Genomic DNA, 17,493 nt, shown 5'->3' with positions numbered 1-17,493 from the left:
CTGGGGTTTACGCTCCGGTCAACTCAAGTCGACGCAACTGATCCATCGGGTCATCTGAGGATCCCTGTCACACAGTGAGGTGAGAAGAATGCTCAGCATCGACAGGCTCGACGTTCAAATCCTGCGTCTGCTCGCCCTCGACGCTCGCACTGGTGTCGTCGAGCTGTCCTCAGCCCTGGGCGTGTCTCGAAACACCGTGCAGTCCCGTGTGCGGCGGCTCGAGGACGCGGGTTTGCTGACCGGCTATCGGCTGGAGCTCGATCTAGCTCAGGCTGGCATCGGGGTGCAAGCGTTCATCGCGCTTGAGATCGAGCAGGGCCGGCTGGCCGCAGTGGTTGATAGTCTGGCAGCTATCGCCCAGGTCCTCGAGGTTTACGCCACGACCGGACGAGAGGATCTTCTCGTCCGGGTCGCTACACCAACACAGGCCGACCTGCAGGTGCTGATCGAGCGCGTCGTCGCCATTGCTGGGGTTGTTCATTCGAGTACCAGACTCGCGCTGACCACTCCCCTGCCTCATCGGTCGATCCCCCTACTGGAGGAGATCACGCGAGGAGCAGGATGGGGACGCTCGAATCCGTTGTCGACGAGTTGACGGAGCGCACTGGGCATCCGCTCTGTCCGTCAGGGTTTCGGCATGCCTCGTCAGTCAGCCGGATCCGGGATGGGCGTACACGGACGCGAACTGACTGGTGATCGTCCTCCCGCAGCCGAGTTCTTCCACTGTCTGCCAAAGCTTCTCTGCGAATCTGCGCGGAGCCATGCCGAACTTCTGGAACGTCTCTTCGGCGGGCGCTCCGCCGTACGGGGCCCAGATGAGCGCGAATCGGAGAATCTCTCCGGCCTCGCCGGTGAACTCGATCGGCTCCTGTCTAGCCAGTCTATCCGCCACTTTTCGCCGCCGAGCGTTCCGGTACCGTCGCAGTTGAAGGTCGAGCGTCACCTGATGGCCCGTATGGGAGGCGCAGGCGTTGGAAGAATCTTGTTCAGTGTTCATAGTTGTTCCTGCTTGTTGACTGTTCCGTTTGTTGATACTTGGTGCGGCGACGCGGAGAGCGGCCGTCGAGGGGTTACGCAGTCCCCTGCGGTGGTGGTCATCTGATCATCTGATCATCTGAAACAATTCGGGCTCGTCGAACTTTCATCGAAAGACGTTGTACTGCGCCCACGCTGGTCTGGGTGTTGGAGTTGAGGGAGCCGCATCCGCTAATGTGAAGGAAGACCGCAAAATTTGATGTCGGACGAGGCACGGGCGACGTGCGCGAACGGCTCGTCCGCCGCGGATAAAGCTTTTCAGCGTTGTCCGGGATCTCGTAGGTAGCGGTCATGATGTTTCTCAGATCTCCGACGGGGCGGTCCAAGCGCGCACGCAGTGCATCGGCATAGGAGTTTCAGGAGGCATCGGGTCACCTGGAAGGGTCCCGTGCAGCTGTTCTCGCTCAGGCGAGTCGGTAACGGCGGAGTCGGTGGTAGAGGGTGCCTCGGGAAATCCCGAGGCGGGCCGCAACCTCGGTCTTGTTACCCCCGCACTCCGCCAGCGTTTCGGTAATCACTTTTAGCTCAGCCTGCTCCAGTGGCCCAAGGCTAACTGCGGGCGCCGCCGTAGACGGAGCCAGCCCGCGCGACTTTCCTCGTCGGATGACGAGGACGACGCCGTCGTCGAGGCGTCCTGGCACGACGGGATAGAGACGAGCATGCAAGCCGTCGCCGACAGCGACTTCCGTTGCGGATGGGCCTGCCTCAGCAACGACCGACCATAGTTCAGCTCGGTCCAACCCGAACTCGGCCGCCGAGTCCTCAATGATCATGGTCTGGCGATCGATGGTTACGACGGGCCCGGTCGCTGTCGCCCGGAATGACAGGTGAGCATCGAGCATGCGCTTCTCTCGTGCAGTAGATGCGGCGCTCAGCGCCGAAGCGACCCCGTCGACCAGCGAACGGACGACCACCAGGAGCAGATGATTGGCGTCCTCGGCTCGGCAGGCGACATTGACTGTGCCGGCGACACGGCGTGTGACTGGGTGCACCACTGGCGCAGCAACGCAGGCCCACGAGTGCCACGGTTGTTTGTAGTGTTCCGCGCCGACGACCAGCGCGAGCCGGTTGGTTTTCGTTGTTATCCCGATCCCATTGGTCCCGGCTAACGACTCCCCCACCCGCGAGCCGGGACCGAAGTCCACTCGGTCCAGCTCTCGACCCACTGTCCGGTCGGAATCCCAACGCCAGGTGACCGTTCCGTCAGCATCTGCGAGCGCTAAGGACGTGGAGTTTCCGACCAGTAGGTCTGCCATGCCCAGCAGAACGGGGGCGCCGACACGAACGAAGGGAGACTCGTAGTCGATCTCCGTATGGACGAGTTCGAGCCGCTCCGGGTCGACACCGTTGCTCTTCGAACGCCGCCACGAATCGAGAATCTCCGCGCGAGCAGTTGCGACCGCTCCTGACTGAAAACGCTCCCACGCGTCCCGAGTCGCCCGTGATGTCATCGCGCGCCTCCTACTCATTAATGACAAGTCCCGAACGGGATGCCGTTCACCCTCAGTATGTCGATGAACGCCGCCGCCAGATTTCTCATCGTTCAAAGTTTGCACACCATCCTCGACGTCGGCTCACTCTGGCGCAAGATCTGTCCAGCGGGTAACGACAAGACCACCTCCATGCGAAAGAGGGGATAAATGTGACTGGGACACCCGTTGGGTCTGCGGTCTACAGTGCATTGAGCGATCTCGACTGCGCCGAACTGTCCATCACGCGGCGCCTTGCGGCAGAGGACCGATACATTTCCACAGACGAGGTTCCCTGGGTTGACGGCATTGAGATCAACCTACTTCGGGCTGACACCGTAACGGCCAGTTTGTCCTGGGACCGAGATCCGCTGGGGACTCTGTTCTGGGTAAGCACCGAAACCGTGGGCCAGTCAAGGCGGTCACCCCAACGTGGACGCTGGAGGTACCTCGAGTACGACTGGGTGGCCGCTCCAGGTGACTTCGTGCGGGAAAACCCTGGCACTATCCATAGGCTTCAAATCTTCGAGGACACCGAGGTGGAGTTCACCGTGGACGGGACGATCGAGTTCCTCAACGATGACGACTCGCTCAATAGGACCGTGGACCTCTAGAGCTTCGTGCATCTTTACCAGGCGTACTGCACCGATGTCGGTCTTGGCTCAATACGCATCTTTAGCTGACGCACAAGTACGAGCGGACCAGATCCACCGCGCAAACCCGCAGCTCCGGTTTCATCAAGTAACAGGAAAGGACCACAATCATGGATTTCAAGGTCGAATGGGATGGCGATGTCACACGGGTCCGCCCCGAGAAGGAAGTTCGCGCGAAGCAGGACGTCAACGCGCTCTTCGGGGTTAACGGTGTCAGCACACCGTCGAAGCATCTGTCCCTGCTGGTAACGGCACTGCGCCCCGGCGAGAAGTCGAACGCGCACTACCATCTCGAGCACGAGTCAGCCCTTTACGGAATTAAAGGGAGCGTGCACTTCTTCTGGGGCGCAGAGCTCGAGCACGACCTGATTCTGGGCGAGGGCGACTTCCTGTACATCCCGCCGTTCTGCCCGCACGTGTCCTACAACCGCAGCCATACGATCGATGCGGCATTCGTCACGGCGCGGACCGACGCATACGAACAGGAACGGGTAGTCGTCTTGCCCGAGCTCGACGACGATCGCTGCAAGAGTCGCGTGTCGTACAGCGACTGATAGCCCCTGGAAGAACCGACGACGGTGATTTCGCAGTCGAAGCAAGCCCCTCAGATCGGGCACTTCATGCCCTCTTCGAAAAGGAACGTAAGTGATGATTGATGTGCCCGTACTCGTAGTGGGCGGTGGACCGGTGGGGATGAGCATGGCATTGCTCCTTGATCGCTTCGGGATCAACAGCCTCCTCACCGAGCGCCGCGCAGCCACTACGACCCATCCCAAGGCCCGTGGGTGTCATGCCCGGACGATGGAGCAGTTCCGCCTTTGGGGCATCGAAGAACGAATTCGACGGGCAGGCCTGCCGCAAGAGTCCGACGTCGCCTGTTGGTGTGAAAGCCTGAACGGACCACTGGTGGCGTACACGCAACCCGCACCCAGCCTGAACACACCGGCTCCTAGATCAATCGTGCCCCAGGATGCGGTGGAAGAGGCGCTCGATCACGAACTGTCCCTTCGCCCCGGTGCACAGGTCTTTCGATCGACCGAGCTGGTATCCATCGATCAAGATTCCGACGGCGTCCGGGCGCTGTTACGCAGCGTCGCCAATGGCGACGAGTACGAGGTTCGAGCTCAATATCTCATCGGCTGCGATGGTGCATCCAGCACGGTGCGCTCCGCGCTCGGAGTGGAAATGGATGGCCGAGAGCAAATGGCGCTCATGGCCAACCACTACTACCGCGCCGATGTCAGTCATCTCCCCCATGTGCGTAGTGCCATCGGATTCCTGGTCCGCCCAAGCGACCCGTCGAAGGAAGAAACCAACGTGCTCGCCACAGGGCCAGACGGTGATCGCTGGCTCGCGGTCCAGAAGCTCCGAGATGGGGAGGAGCCGATCTCCGAGGCTCGCTTGATCGAAATGGTTCGCGAACAGTGGGGGATTCCCGACCTCGATGTCAAGCGAATCAACGTGATGAATTGGAAGTTGAGCGCCCAAGTGGCGAAACAGTTCCGCAAGGGTCGAGTCTTCCTCGCCGGAGACGCCGCCCACCAGTTCCCCACCGCCGGCGGGAACGGGCTGAACTCCGGAGTCCAAGACGTGCACAACCTTGCATGGAAGTTGGCGGCCGTGTTGTCGGGCCACGCCGACGACACGCTACTCGACACCTACGAGTCCGAGCGCCGACCAGTTGCGCAGTCAAACACGGCGTTCGCGGTCCGCAATCAGGAGCGTATGGACAAGATGGACCAAGCCTTCCGGCACCGAAACGAAGACCCAGGTGCCTGGCGCGAGCTACTGGTCGACATGGACAAACAACTCCACAGTGAAGGTCAATCAATGGGCTTCATTTACACCAACGGGGCGATCGTCGACGACGGCACGCCGGTACCCGAACACGACTCACAGCGCTACTGGCCCACGGACCGCCCAGGCGCTCGGTTTCCCCACTTCTGGATGGATGTCGCCAAGACCGAATCGAGCATCGACTGGTTCGACACGACTTTCGTACTGGTGTGCGGGCCCGACGCCGAAGCGTGGCAACAGGCAGGCGAAAGCCTCATTGCCACAACATCAGTTCCTCTTGAGGTCAAGAGTTTGCCGCACCTTTTGGGTCCGTTGGAAATCGGAACTGATGGCGCCGTTCTCGTGCGGCCCGACGGTCACGTGGCCTGGCGAGCCAAGCACGCAGGCGCCGAGATTGAACTAGCCCGTGCACTCGGCCGCGTGCTTGCCGGCGGCACTCTAACACCGAAGGATCCAGTGGCTGTCACGGCCTAACAGGATCAAGAATACCGGGCATAGCCCGAACTCCGCTCCACTGCAATTGACTTCAAGAGGAAGAACTATGCCTACCCTGCCGACATACGCAAACCCCAAAGGCCTCGGCGATCCGTTGAGCTCGTATACACACGTCGCACACGCAGGTGACCTCGTATTCGTCGCCGGCCAGTGCGGTCTCACCGAGGACAACGCTGTGGCTGGACCGGACGTGACGAGCCAAACCTATCGCGCTTTCGAGAACGTGCAGAAAGCCCTTGCTTCCCGAGGCGGCTCCCTCCGGGAGGTGGTGCGATTCGTCACCTATCTCGTGTCGCGCGACAGCGTCCCTGAGTTCTATGCGGCGCGAGAGGCCTTCTTCGCCGCCCACTACCCGAAAGGCGAATACCCGCCGAACACCTTGCTCATCGTTCAGGGGTTGGTGCGCCCCGACCTATTGGTGGAAATTGACGCCACGGCACATCTCAGGGTGAAGGACCGTCCGTGATGTTGATTCAGGATAGGATCGACCGCTCGAAAATGAGCGGTTTCCAGATTTCGGTTGTCGCAATCTGTTTAGTCATCAACGTCATTGACGGTTTCGATGTGTTAGTGATGTCCTTTGCGGCATCAGGGGTCGCCGACGAATGGGCACTGTCCGAGTCAGAGGTGGGTCTGCTGCTGAGCAGTGGTCTCGTGGGTATGGCGCTCGGTTCGGCGTTCCTGGCCCCACTGGCGGACCGGGTCGGCAGGCGTCGACTAACACTCGTATGCCTTGCCCTGTGCACCTTCGGTATGGTCCTCTCGTCCCTCAGCACCGGACCCGTCGACTTGGGCTTTTCACGTTTGCTTACTGGCCTCGGTATTGGCGGAACGGTGGCCAGTCTGCCGGTGATCATCACCGAGTTCACGCCGAAGCGGTTGCGGGGAACCATGATAGCCCTGTATGCGACGGGTTTGCCGGTGGGTGGAATTCTGGGTGGCGCTGCCGCTCAACTTCTCGTCTCGGAATATGGTTGGCGGGCACCCTTCATCGTGGGCGGCGTGCTCACTTTCGTCCTGGTAGTGACTGTCGCCGTCCTCATGCCCGAGTCTCTGGACTACCTGCTTCATCGCCGGCCGAAGGATTCACTGGCGAAGGTCAATCGACTACTCGATCGCATGCACATGGCGCGCCTCACTGCACTCCCGACCCCACAGTCGAAGGAGCAGCGTGGAACCACTCGGGATATCTTAAATCGTCGCATGGCTATTCGATCCGCCCTCTTGTGGATCGCCTACTTCATCGTGATGGCGGGCTTCTACTTCGCCGCGAGTTGGACGCCGCGTCTTCTGGAACAAAGTGGGTTCTCGGCGCAGCAGGGCATGAGCGGAGGGGTACTGCTCAATCTCGGTGGTCTCGTGGGAACGCTGCTACTCGGGGTCCTCGCGCTGAAGGTTGCAGGTCGTACCCTCACCGCGCTCGCCTTCGTGGGGGCTGGACTCTCGTTCTTGGCGATGAATCTTACTCTCGATTCGTTGACGGCGGCGCTCATTTCTGCCGTCGCTATCGGGATGTTCATCAACGCCAGCGGAGCTGGCCTCAATTCAATCGCACCCGGGCTATACCCTGCGCCTGTGCGCGCTACCGGAGTCGGATGGGCGATGGCGTTCGGCAGAATTGGCGCGCTTACTGCTCCGATTCTGGCGGGCGTGCTGCTCGACAGCTCATGGTCGCCGAGGTCTCTGTTCGGTCTGCTCGTCGTGCCCATGATTGCCGCCGCAATTGTAGTCCTCGTTGTCACGGTCCCCACACAGGAGCGCACCCCTGTGACCGAAGCTGCCGGGGTGAGATCGCCGGCCGGCTGAACACAGCAAAAACAGCAATACCAATGCTCTGCAGACCATTCGGCTGTGACCGATCCATCCGACATATCCAGAGGAACAGGAACTATGAAAGCCGTTCGTCTCTACAACTACCACAAGCAGCCAATCGTGGAAGAAGTGCCAGAGCCGGTACTCTCGGGTCCCCTGGATGTGATCGTGAAGATCGGCGGCGCCGGAGTCTGCCGCACGGATCTCCACATCATCGAGGGCCAGTTCGACAAGGTCATGGGCCCACAACTGCCCTACACGATCGGCCATGAGAACGCCGGCTGGGTGCATGAGGTCGGCGAGGGCGTGACGAATGTCAAGGTCGGAGACACGGTCATTCTTCACCCCCAACCGTCCTGTGGTCTGTGCCTTGCTTGTCGCGCCGGACGAGACATGCAGTGCACCGACGCCTTCTTCCCCGGCGTATCTAACAATGACGGCGGCATGGCAGAATACATGCGCACCACTGCCCGAGCCTGTGTCAAACTCAGCCCCGATACCAATCCTGCCGACGTAGCCGCCTTGGCCGACGCCGGTATCACGGCGTACCACGCAGTGCGGAAGGCTATTCCGCTACTGCATCCGGGTACCACCGCCGTTGTGCAGGGCGCCGGCGGTTTGGGGCACATCGGAATCCAGGCCCTGGCCGCGACCACCTCGACCAGAATCATCGCCATCGACACCCATCCCGATGCTCTCGAACTGGCGAAGAAGGTCGGTGCAGATGTGGTTGTGCTGGCTGACGGCGATCACGTCCAAGCCGTGAAAGACCTAACCAATGGGGTGGGCGCGAACGTTGTCTTCGACTTCGTCGCAGAGCATGGAGCCGAGCAGGATGGTTGGCTGATGACAGCGACGGGCGGCTCCCAGTACATCATTGGATACGGCGGTGAGCTACGCATCCCCACAGTTGATTTCGTGTTAGGGCAGAAGAACGTCGTCGGGAACAGTGTCGGGAGCTACAGCGACCTCGTAGAACTGATGGCACTAGTCGAGGCAGGCAAAGTAGCCCTACACACACAGCAGTACCCACTAGAGAAAGCCGCACAAGCTCTCGAAGACCTCGCCAATGATCGGGTACGAGGCCGCGCAATTCTCGTTCCATAAGAGCTCCTCGGCGCTGAGGACTGAATCCTCAATGCTGTGCAATACCCAGCGACTCGATATACGTTCCGACCAGCGTCGACTCTCATATAGCCCTCATCCCCTATCCACCGTATCGGAGGAGCTTTGACCGCCATTCGCGCAGTGCCCCATCCTTCGGAGAGTGGACTTCCCGCCTTGAAACCGACGGACCTTGCAGATCCAGCGCTTTGGGCGCCTAAACCCGTTCAGATCGTCGACGCAGCGACATCCCACCTCGGGCTGCGCTACGCGATTGCACCCGGTTGGCGACCATTGACACTGGACCTACATCTTCCTCTCCGCTCCAACGGTCCGACACCAGTTGTCGTGTACGCCCACGGGGGAGGATTTTCCGGTGGTATCAAGGAAATGGGCCCGTGGTCGAAACTGCCCAGCCAGGGAATCGCAGTAGCCACGATCGACTACCGCCTTACGGGTGAGGTCTGTTACCCCGAACCCATTGAAGACGTCCTGGCGGCAATTCGCTGGATCCGAGCAAACGCCGAAACCTACAACTTGCACAGCGACCAAATAGCTGGTTGGGGCAGCTCGGCTGGGGGCTATCTAATGGCCCGAGCTGCACTCTGCGACGACATCTCTCCCGGCCGTCCGATCGGAGATCACGTCAAACAAACGGCACGGCTGTCGGCTGTAGTGTTGCACTATCCGGTCACGGACTTCGCAACTCTGGTCGGCGACACCATCCAACCTGCAAGCGCACACAACGATGCGATCGACGTCATCTCACGATTCTTTGGCGCACCCATGAGCGCAAGCGAGGACATCCTCGCCGGCGCCTCCGTTCCCAGCGCGGCTCGGCGGGCATCTCACCTGCCACCGACCCACCTCAGCCATGGCGACGCCGACCAACGCTGCGGACTGCGGCAGAGCACACGACTACACGAGACCATTCTCGCCGAGGGCGGCAGCTCCCTCATGAACATCGTGGCCGGTGCGAACCACGCGGATCCTGTCTTCAGCACGCCGCCGGTCGTCGAATCAGCGGTCAAGTTCCTGCACTCGGTGTGGGAACAGAACACTCCGATCTCGTCGACAACACCTAGTCCGTCCAAAGACCGACCTGGTCAATGACTATCCAGGCACGAACGTCCCGAACAATCCGGCACCGAGGCAAGCGGGACTACTCGACACCGCCACCGCGCCGCTAGTTTCCGATCGCATTATCCCATCCGGCAGGCCGATATGCCCACGCCGGTAACCGACGACTCGAGAGAGAGATCCATGTCCGAGAACGATCCGTTCGCGGGATTGCCACCAGTCCCGAGCTTTACTGTAACCAGCAAGGATATCGTGGAGGGACAGCCACTTCCGCTTGCGCAGCTGTCCGGCATCTTCGGAATTTCAGGCGGCCAGGACATTTCACCGCAGCTGTCCTGGACCGGTGCACCAGACGAAACGAAGAGCTATGCAGTGACGGTATACGACCCAGACGCGCCAACCGGTTCCGGCTTCTGGCACTGGGCGGTCACAGATATTCCCGCCTCGGTCACCGAACTGGCCACCGACGCAGGAAACGGTACCGGCGATCTCCTACCTTCGGGCTCGATTCAGATCCCCAATGACGCGCGAGCAGCACGATTCATTGGCGGCGCTCCTCCGGCCGGACACGGACCGCATCGCTACTTCATCGTCATCCATGCCCTGGACGTAGAGTCAATCGGCGTCGACCCGAGCACGTCGCCCGCGTTCCTCGGATTCAACATCGCCAGCCACATCCTCGGGCGTGCGGTGTTGACCGCAACCGCCGAGACGAAGGGCTAAGGCCGACTCCGGCGATCCGACTCCGGAACAATCCTTTTTCAGCCGGTTGCTCACAGCGCACCCAAGCGCCCCAACCTGGCAACCACGGTTCCAAACGTCTTGCTCCATTTTCCCTGATCGACGAGCATGCGGGTCAACAAGCGTTGCTTTTCCGCACCCCAACGATCTCCCACTCACAGGAACATTGAATGCGCCTCGCCAACTTGAACGGACGCGCCCACCTACTGAAACCAGAGGGCGCAATAGACATCGCCAAGGCCAGCAACTCTGAGTTCGGTCCCGATCCAATGGACCTCTTCACCCGGTGGCCAGAATTCTGCGCCTGGGCGGAGCGTGTAGATCCCACGGGTCCGACCAGCCCCTACCGAACCGAAGATCTCCAGGCGCCGGTACCCCGTCCGAGTCAGGTCTTCGCCATCGGCCTCAACTACGCCGACCACGCCACCGAGACCGGTCTCCACGCCGCACCAGGCGTTCCCTCGGTATTTACAAAGTTCACCAGTTCCCTGATCGGGCCCACCGGAGAGATCACTCTCACTGGACCGTCCGTTGACTGGGAAGTGGAAATGGTCGTCGTTATCAGTCACGAAGCACGAAATGTTGCGGCCACGAACGCGTGGCAGCACGTCGCCGGCGTGACCGTCGGTCAGGACTTCAGCGACCGCGACGTGCAAATGAGCGGGACGCCGCCGCAGTTCTCGCTCGGCAAGAGCTACCCAGGTTTCGGCCCGACCGGACCCGAGTTGGTCACCGTCAACGAACTCACGTTGGACACTCCGCTACGCCTTCAATGCTGGGTCAACGATGACCTAGTCCAGGACGGCAACACCGGACAAATGCTCCTCCCCGTTCCGGCCCTCATCGAGACTATCTCCTCAATTTGCACCCTCTACCCTGGCGATCTGATCTTCACCGGCACTCCAGCCGGAGTCGGCATGGGACGAACCCCCGCCCGCTACCTAGCTTCCGGCGATACAGTCCGCACCCGCATCGAAGGTATCGGTGAAATGGTCCACACGTTTACCAGCACACGCGAAGGCGTTGGCTGATTCTTAGTGCCCTGAGGACCGGTGCCGCGCACCTTCCAAATCCCTCATCTATCGGTCCCGCGGATACTTGACGCGATCCGTGTGACCGATAGATTCGGCCTACAACGACGACCGCCCGACTTAGTCGCTTGAATGAGCTACACGCCAGCATTGTGCGGCGACCTTCGGACTTTCGCCACCTTTATTGTCTCGCCTATCCGCCCCGCCGCCAAGTTCCGACGGGGCGGATAGCGATTCACACATTAGCTCCGCGATGCGCTCCTGCTAGCCTTCCCCGCATTCGGCGGCCAGGGACCTCCCGTGCCTCGCTGTCCCCGTGCGAAAGTCTTGATCAGACACCCACAATCCCGGATACGAAGGGTCAACGACACCTCGCATCGGAATCGTTCATTCAAGCGGGTTGCCGTTCGAGCGGCGATGTCCGGGATACTTTTGAGTCCAATGACAGCGTTCTGATTCGATCACTTGGAACACCAGACACGGTCGAACTCGATCGCTCAATTCAATGACAAACTCTTTAGCAATTGGTCCACATGACACCAATCACCTCTACTGAGGTCCACGACGCGAAGGCGTTACGTCCGCTCACCGACGTATGGGCGTGGCAGCTCAAAGCACAATGCCGTCGACTTGGAACAGACCTCTTCTTCCCTCGTGAGGGAGAAGGACATGGCGAACGAATCCGCCGGGAGCGAAGCGCGAAGCAAATCTGCGCCGACTGCCCTGTCCGTGCGGAGTGCCGCACCCACGCTCTGTCTTTTCGCGAATACCACGGTGTTTGGGGTGGGACCTCCGAACGGGATCGCCGGGACAAGGGATCCCCCAGCTAGCTGGTGCGGGTCATGACGTTTGTGGCCACCGCGGCGGAGTGTCTCCGTGACGGGGCGGGGCTTACCCGACGGCAAGATGAGAAGAACCACCAGACTCGTCTGCGTCGAAGAAGGACCCGTCAATTACCCACACAAAGCCCGTTCCCCTGCGAGCCGCCGCCTCGTCGAACGCTGCCACACCAGACGGTATCGCGATGCCGAGATGGTGACCTCCCGTGGGTGCACATCGAAGTAAGTGAGCCGATAGCGCGAGTCTGGCCAGCTCGGACTCGACGATCGTTCCTCGACACCACGCCATAAACCGACTGCTGCCAGCGCTCAACGACGAAAAGGAATAGTTCGCTATCATATTCGCGCATCGACCGCGAGTATTCTTCACCATCCGTGCCGTCGGGTCGGATTCAGTGGTTGGTGACCGACAGCGGCAACTGCTACCGGTCCAGACTTCGAAGAAGTACTTCTCGGTGCCGGACACCGACGGATGGCCAACTCGACACCCGCGTTGATGGCCCCATCTTCAACGACCCATGCAGGGTCTCCCTCCGGGCCTGACCATGCTAGTCGAGCTCGGCGAAGTACGAGAAGGACTGCGGTGATGGCGGCTCTTACACCGCATAGCGAGCGCATGCGCCGAGGGCAGCAGACTGTCTGAGCGATCGCGCACCTGCGCTCGGTGCGATCCGACAGATCGGTGCGACGCCAAACCTATTGCGGTGATCGGCGACGAAACGGAAGATCACTTCCATCGCCGGTAAGTACACCCGCGCCGGGGACGGCGTTGTGGCCTTGAGCATTTCGCCGGTCTTGTCCAGGCCGGCGTTCTTCCGCCACGATGGCTCGACACCGACACTGCCGGCATCCACCCCATCGCTGCATACAGCGCCATCTGCTCGGCGATTGTGCAGATCGTCTCGCCACCACGGTTGCTCCCGGACCAGACGCACGGCTCGATTCCCACCCGACTGGAGATACAGCCGCGATAAGAATCACGTTCCCGACAAAGAATGTGACATCATACGTTTGCATCTGGAGACAAGTCGCAGAAGTCGCGGATTTCGGCTGGCTTCCGAGCTCCCGTAGTTACGGCATTGACGTTGTCGGCGTTGATTCTTCGGGAGGTCCGAGCACGTCAACGCCAACAACGTCTATGTCTTCTTCACCACGGCTGTTGGCGCCGTTAAGGGCAGGATCGCGTACTGGATGTGGGCCTGCAGGGTCGTGGTGTCCTGCTATTACGAAACGCTGACTGTCGCGATGTCCGGGTCGCCATCCAGTTGCTGCCGCTGGGCAGTTCCACCACCCCGCCGACGGTGAGACCGATGCAACAGGTTGATCAGGGTTGCAAGGATCAGCGTCAGCACTGACATGGCAATCACGACCAGATGGAACGCGGCTGCGTAGGCGCTACTTGCCCCGTCCCATCCTGCCGCCGCACGGTGCGCGTCGGTCGAATTGTCGACTCCAGCAACCAACAGCGCGGTCATGAACGCGGCATACGCTGCGACGACGACAGCTTCGCTGCCCAGTCGTAGGAAGTTAAGCACTCCTGCTGCGGCACCGCTCTTGTTCGTCGGCACGGCCGCCAACGCTTCCGCATCGATCAGCCCCAAGGGAAGACCGAATCCAAATCCGAGAAGGAGCATGGGTAGGACAAGTAGTTGCACAGGACGTTCGGGCCCGAGAACGAGAAGGCCGAGATCGCCGACCACCAGTGCTGCCATTGCGACATTGAAAATGATCATCGGCGTGATCGACTGAACTCGGTGAACGAGCATCGAGGCGAGGGCGGGTGCGATCAGTACCGGCACAGTCAGAGGCAACATGAGCAGACCTGCGCGGCCTGCGTCCATTCCCGAGACCGCACTGAGAGCTACCGGGAGGTAAGTCAAGATCGGCACGTACCCGAGTGCGACAGCAACTGGAACCAAGGCTATGGACAGGAAGTACCTGTTGCGCAGGGGGGAAAAGTCGATCGCCTTCCCACGTTCACGCGCGACTGACACGGCGTCTGCCGGAAGAACGACGCTGGCAATGACCGCCGTGATAGAAATGACACCGGCGGTGGCGAAGACTCCTCGCCATCCCACAAGGGCCACCAGACCCCCTGAGATGGTGGGTCCAGTCGCCAAGCCGAGGCCCACAACGGTACCGAGTAGCGCAAATGCTTTGGCCCGCTTTGCTCCCGAGTGTGTTGTGGACAGCAACGCGGTTCCACCAGTCACGATTGCCGCTCCGCCAACTCCCGCGAGCAAGCGACCTGCGTCCAAGATCAGCAAGTGTGACGCAAGTACACTTAGAGCCGACCCGACCAGGCTAATCAGCGCACCGAGCGCGAAGGTACGTTTATATCCGACCCGATCGGCCACAGCACCCCAGATAAGGGTGAAAAGCGCGAACGGGATGTTGAACCCATTGACGACCCATTGCAGAGCGGCTGGGGAATCGCCGAGCTCAGCCGCGATAGCCGGTAGCGCAATGGCTGTGCCGGAGATGCTGATAGGCATTACGAAGACTGCGAGTAGGACAACAGGTGTCACGATCGAGGTTGACCGATTTCCGCTTACATGCTGAGCATTGTTAGACATTCACCCTCTCCTAAGGTATGACGTAAGTCGTACCTCGAGAGTGAACCAGGCGAAGAGGTATGATGCAAGTCGTACCTTCGGAGAGAGATGAGGACCATGCACCCAGCGACCGCAGACCTCGAACTCGGCACCGTGCTCAGCGCCCTGTCCGACGGACACCGACGACGTGTCATCGTCGAACTCGCGCGTCTTCCAGTGGACGCCGAGCGAACGTGTCAGTCGTTCGGGATGCCACTGGCGAAACAGACTGTGACGCATCACTTCAAGATTCTCCGCAACGCCGGCCTGATCAAAGAGGTTGACTATGGCAACCGAAAAGCGATCTCACTGCGGAAGCACGACATCGACCAACGATTTCCAGGCCTGCTGGATGTCCTGGTCGCAGGAGCCGACACCGACTAGCCAGCCCGACCACCGCCAGAGTTTATAGACGAACTATCGCAGCGCACCTAACGAGGTGCGCCCAGAGTTGGAGAGCAGTAATGAAGAAGAGAATTGGATTCCTGTCGTTTGGCCACTATCAGCCCGCCCGCGGCTCTCGTACAACGACCGCACAGGAGGCGCTGCTCCAGTCGATCGAGCTGGCAGTCGCCGCAGAGGAGATAGGGATTGATGGCGCCTACGTGCGTGTGCACCACTTTGCACCACAGTTTGCCGGCCCCTTCCCTCTGCTTGCCGCCATGGCTGCCCGCACCAGGCGCATTGAGCTTGGAACGGGAATCATCGATATGCGTTACGAGAACCCGCTCTCCATGGCCGAGCAGGCCGCAGCAGCCGACCTGATCAGCTCCGGTCGGCTCCAACTAGGTATCAGCCGAGGCTCACAGGAACCAGCGCTGCGGGGCTACGAGTCCTTCGGATTCATTCCACCCGAAGGGTCAACAGACGCTGACATGGCACGGTCGCACACGGAATTGTTTCGTACAGCGATTGCGGGACAGCCCGTCACGATGTCAGACCCCAAGACTTCGGGAGTCTCGCGAGGGCTGGCGATCGAACCGCAATCCCCCGGTCTCGCCGACCGCATCTGGTGGGGCTCGGCGACACGGGCAACTGCAGTGTGGACAGCGCAGCAGGGCATGAACTTGATGAGCAGTACGCTTCTCAGCGAGGACACCGGCATTCCGTTCGACGAACTGCAGGCTGAGCAGATCCATGTCTACCGACAGACATGGAAAGACGTCGGCCACACACATGAGCCCCGAATCTCCGTCAGTCGCAGCGTCTTACCCATCACAACGGATGAGGACCGCCTGTACTTCGGTGGACGCACCGAGGACACACAGGACCAGGTCGGCGTCCTCAACGGACTGAGATCCCGCTTCGGCAAAACCTATGTCGGGGAACCCGACAGAATTGCCGAGCAGCTTGCCGCTGACGCGGCGGTACGGTCGGCCGATACGGTGCTGCTGACGGTACCCAACCAACTCGGTGTTGACTACAACGCTCGCCTTCTACAAACTGTGGCCAATTACATCGCTCCGGCCCTGGGGTGGGAACCGAACCTCGCCTACGCGCCGTAATACCCCACAAGTCAGGCTCCGCAAAGGCTATCGAACTCGACCGGCCATCGACACCCAAATCGCACACCAGCATGAACGCGTCACGGTGTCGAGGTCTACCTCGTTGCCGAGGCAGTTTCGGTGTTCTGCCTCAGCAACAGCACGTCCGAAGTCGTTCGGCAAGCAGTAGTCAGGGTGCCGAAGTCCAGCGAATTTCACCGCCTGACCAGCAGCCCGGTACTGCGCTTTTGAAGCCGCTAGCGTCATGACGCAACTACCAACCTGACTGTGCCACTTCTGGGCATTGTGGTGTTGTCGAGCGTACGACTGCGGGCGATAGTGTCGTCGATCTTCATACGAGACGATCGCCAGCCAGTAGACGGTGGAAGTGGTGTTCCTCGCCGACGACCGACGCTGATCACCCGTCGAACGGGATCAGGCAGATACTCGGGACGGGGCGAGTTGGACAGTATGAGGGTATTGGCGGGGGCCACTCCACATGTGAACGTAGGTTGCCGACAGGAAATGGGTCCTGGCCGGTAGAGCCACAAGATGTGCGAGGCCCCAGCAATGAAACAGCGTACGAGCGTCGGATTGGATGTATACCCACGATCGGTCGTCGCGTGCGGCCTCGACGGGCGGACCGGTGAGCTGCTCGAGCGCCGATTTGCGCCCGATCATCGCGACATACTCAAGTGGATCCGGTCGTTGCCGGATCCGGTGAAGGCGACGTACGAGGCCGGGCCCACCGGGTTCGGGCTGGCCCGTTTCCTGAACACGGTCGGCATCGAGTGTCTGGTGGCCGCACCCTCGAAGCTGCAGCGCCCGTCCGGAGATCGGGTCAAGACCGATGTGCGAAATGCACGGCTCTGGCGAGATTGCTGTACCTCGATCAGATCAACCCGGTTACGGTCCCGAGCGTGGCACAGAAGGCCGCCCGGGATCTGGTGCGCGCCCGTGAGGACGTGCGCCGAGATCTGATGGCGGCTCGGCACAGGCTGTCGAAACTTCTTCTGCGGCAAGGGAGCGTCTAGTGCGGCGTGGACGAGTGCACGACACCTGGCTGCGCAGCCAGCATTTCGATGAGCCCGGTCTGCAGTTGGCCTACGAGACCGCGCACGACACCACGCTCGCCGCCCTCGGCCGACGCGACCGTTTGGATGCCGCGATCACCCGGATGGCCGCCGACAGCGCCTACACCCCGGTGGTGACCCGGCTCGGGTGCCTGCGGGAGTGTCCACGTTGACCGCGTTCGGGCTGGCGGTCGAGATCGGGGACTGGCACCGGCTGACCGGCCGCTCGATCGGCGCCTACCTGGGACTGGTGCCCACCGAGTCGCCCTCGGGCACCTCCCGCTCG

The 17,493-nt window shown here is 60.9% G+C and carries 16 protein-coding genes and 1 pseudogene; 14 read left to right on the top strand and 3 right to left on the bottom strand.

All coding sequences use genetic code 11. The annotated features are described in order from the left end of the window. Positions 1-88 precede the first annotated feature (88 nt). Positions 89-595, top strand: a complete 507-nt coding sequence (locus OYT95_RS42150) for an Lrp/AsnC family transcriptional regulator (RefSeq protein WP_037235693.1) — start codon at positions 89-91, stop codon at positions 593-595. A gap of 54 nt (positions 596-649) precedes the next feature. Here OYT95_RS42150 and OYT95_RS42145 read toward each other — a convergent pair whose 3' ends face one another. Together OYT95_RS42145 and OYT95_RS42140 are read right to left on the bottom strand one after the other, a co-directional pair. Continuing rightward, positions 650-943, bottom strand: coding sequence for a hypothetical protein (locus OYT95_RS42145; protein WP_037235895.1), 294 nt, complete (start codon positions 941-943; stop codon positions 650-652). Positions 944-1,439: 496 nt separating this feature from the next. Continuing rightward, complete coding sequence (locus tag OYT95_RS42140) at positions 1,440-2,486, bottom strand: helix-turn-helix domain-containing protein (protein WP_037235696.1); 1,047 nt, start codon at positions 2,484-2,486, stop codon at positions 1,440-1,442. Between the two features lie 230 nt (positions 2,487-2,716). Here OYT95_RS42140 and OYT95_RS42135 point away from each other — a divergent pair, with 230 nt between their 5' ends. The 10 genes from OYT95_RS42135 (at position 2,717) to OYT95_RS42090 (ending at position 12,047) form a co-directional block, all read left to right on the top strand. Further along, positions 2,717-3,118 carry a hypothetical protein gene (locus OYT95_RS42135; RefSeq protein WP_268792475.1) on the top strand — a complete coding sequence of 134 codons (402 nt, stop codon included), beginning with the start codon at positions 2,717-2,719 and terminating at the stop codon, positions 3,116-3,118. A 149-nt stretch (positions 3,119-3,267) separates the two neighbouring features. Beyond that, positions 3,268-3,711: a cupin domain-containing protein gene (locus tag OYT95_RS42130; RefSeq protein ID WP_037235699.1), complete on the top strand. Its 444-nt coding sequence runs from the start codon at positions 3,268-3,270 to the stop codon at positions 3,709-3,711. Positions 3,712-3,805: 94 nt separating this feature from the next. Beyond that, positions 3,806-5,428, top strand: coding sequence for an FAD-dependent monooxygenase (locus OYT95_RS42125; RefSeq protein ID WP_037235702.1), 1,623 nt, complete (start codon positions 3,806-3,808; stop codon positions 5,426-5,428). Between the two features lie 67 nt (positions 5,429-5,495). Further along, positions 5,496-5,915, top strand: coding sequence for a RidA family protein (locus OYT95_RS42120; protein ID WP_037235705.1), 420 nt, complete (start codon positions 5,496-5,498; stop codon positions 5,913-5,915). After that, positions 5,915-7,255 (top strand): MFS transporter, encoded by a 1,341-nt coding sequence (locus tag OYT95_RS42115; protein WP_268793295.1) that lies wholly within the window; start codon positions 5,915-5,917, stop codon positions 7,253-7,255. The genes OYT95_RS42120 and OYT95_RS42115 overlap by 1 nt, the downstream gene beginning before the upstream one ends. Positions 7,256-7,339: 84 nt before the next feature. Next, positions 7,340-8,368 carry an NAD(P)-dependent alcohol dehydrogenase gene (locus OYT95_RS42110; RefSeq protein ID WP_268792474.1) on the top strand — a complete coding sequence of 343 codons (1,029 nt, stop codon included), beginning with the start codon at positions 7,340-7,342 and terminating at the stop codon, positions 8,366-8,368. A gap of 123 nt (positions 8,369-8,491) precedes the next feature. Beyond that, entirely contained in the window at positions 8,492-9,478 is a 987-nt protein-coding gene (locus OYT95_RS42105) for an alpha/beta hydrolase (RefSeq protein ID WP_217999447.1), read from the top strand. A 150-nt stretch (positions 9,479-9,628) separates the two neighbouring features. Beyond that, on the top strand, positions 9,629-10,168 hold the full coding sequence (locus tag OYT95_RS42100; RefSeq protein WP_037235715.1) for a YbhB/YbcL family Raf kinase inhibitor-like protein: 540 nt from the start codon (positions 9,629-9,631) through the stop codon (positions 10,166-10,168). 188 nt (positions 10,169-10,356) lie between these two features. Beyond that, entirely contained in the window at positions 10,357-11,217 is an 861-nt protein-coding gene (locus OYT95_RS42095; RefSeq protein ID WP_037235718.1) for a fumarylacetoacetate hydrolase family protein, read from the top strand. Positions 11,218-11,750: 533 nt separating this feature from the next. Beyond that, positions 11,751-12,047, top strand: a complete 297-nt coding sequence (locus tag OYT95_RS42090; protein WP_081792488.1) for a WhiB family transcriptional regulator — start codon at positions 11,751-11,753, stop codon at positions 12,045-12,047. 1,232 nt (positions 12,048-13,279) lie between these two features. On the opposite strand, the gene OYT95_RS42085 is transcribed toward OYT95_RS42090, so the two are convergent. After that, positions 13,280-14,551, bottom strand: a complete 1,272-nt coding sequence (locus tag OYT95_RS42085; RefSeq protein ID WP_063748250.1) for an MFS transporter — start codon at positions 14,549-14,551, stop codon at positions 13,280-13,282. Positions 14,552-14,728: 177 nt separating this feature from the next. Here OYT95_RS42085 and OYT95_RS42080 point away from each other — a divergent pair, with 177 nt between their 5' ends. The 3 genes and pseudogenes from OYT95_RS42080 to OYT95_RS42070 all read left to right on the top strand — a co-directional run. Then, positions 14,729-15,034 carry an ArsR/SmtB family transcription factor gene (locus OYT95_RS42080; protein WP_231914093.1) on the top strand — a complete coding sequence of 102 codons (306 nt, stop codon included), beginning with the start codon at positions 14,729-14,731 and terminating at the stop codon, positions 15,032-15,034. Between the two features lie 80 nt (positions 15,035-15,114). Further along, the gene (locus OYT95_RS42075) at positions 15,115-16,155 is read left to right on the top strand and encodes an LLM class flavin-dependent oxidoreductase (RefSeq protein WP_037235727.1); all 1,041 of its coding nucleotides are present in this window, start codon (positions 15,115-15,117) and stop codon (positions 16,153-16,155) included. Positions 16,156-16,704: 549 nt separating this feature from the next. Next, positions 16,705-17,493 (top strand): annotated as a pseudogene (locus tag OYT95_RS42070) (IS110 family transposase); the annotation flags it as partial.

The organism is Rhodococcus sp. JS3073, from assembly GCF_026810085.1.
Lineage (GTDB): Bacteria > Actinomycetota > Actinomycetes > Mycobacteriales > Mycobacteriaceae > Rhodococcus_F > Rhodococcus_F wratislaviensis.
This window is presented reverse-complemented; position numbering and strand designations above follow the sequence as displayed.

Bases quoted from the DNA above. Each gene is read 5' to 3' on its own strand.
- OYT95_RS42075 (WP_037235727.1), top strand. From the start codon at position 15,115: ATGAAGAAGAGAATTGGATTCCTGTCGTTTGGCCACTATCAGCCCGCC.
- OYT95_RS42095 (WP_037235718.1), top strand. From the start codon at position 10,357: ATGCGCCTCGCCAACTTGAACGGACGCGCCCACCTACTGAAACCAGAG.
- OYT95_RS42150 (WP_037235693.1), top strand. From the start codon at position 89: ATGCTCAGCATCGACAGGCTCGACGTTCAAATCCTGCGTCTGCTCGCC.
- OYT95_RS42100 (WP_037235715.1), top strand. From the start codon at position 9,629: ATGTCCGAGAACGATCCGTTCGCGGGATTGCCACCAGTCCCGAGCTTT.
- OYT95_RS42110 (WP_268792474.1), top strand. From the start codon at position 7,340: ATGAAAGCCGTTCGTCTCTACAACTACCACAAGCAGCCAATCGTGGAA.
- OYT95_RS42080 (WP_231914093.1), top strand. From the start codon at position 14,729: ATGCACCCAGCGACCGCAGACCTCGAACTCGGCACCGTGCTCAGCGCC.
- OYT95_RS42090 (WP_081792488.1), top strand. From the start codon at position 11,751: ATGACACCAATCACCTCTACTGAGGTCCACGACGCGAAGGCGTTACGT.
- OYT95_RS42085 (WP_063748250.1), bottom strand. From the start codon at position 14,551: ATGCCTATCAGCATCTCCGGCACAGCCATTGCGCTACCGGCTATCGCG.
- OYT95_RS42130 (WP_037235699.1), top strand. From the start codon at position 3,268: ATGGATTTCAAGGTCGAATGGGATGGCGATGTCACACGGGTCCGCCCC.
- OYT95_RS42140 (WP_037235696.1), bottom strand. From the start codon at position 2,486: ATGACATCACGGGCGACTCGGGACGCGTGGGAGCGTTTTCAGTCAGGA.
- OYT95_RS42120 (WP_037235705.1), top strand. From the start codon at position 5,496: ATGCCTACCCTGCCGACATACGCAAACCCCAAAGGCCTCGGCGATCCG.
- OYT95_RS42125 (WP_037235702.1), top strand. From the start codon at position 3,806: ATGATTGATGTGCCCGTACTCGTAGTGGGCGGTGGACCGGTGGGGATG.
- OYT95_RS42115 (WP_268793295.1), top strand. From the start codon at position 5,915: ATGTTGATTCAGGATAGGATCGACCGCTCGAAAATGAGCGGTTTCCAG.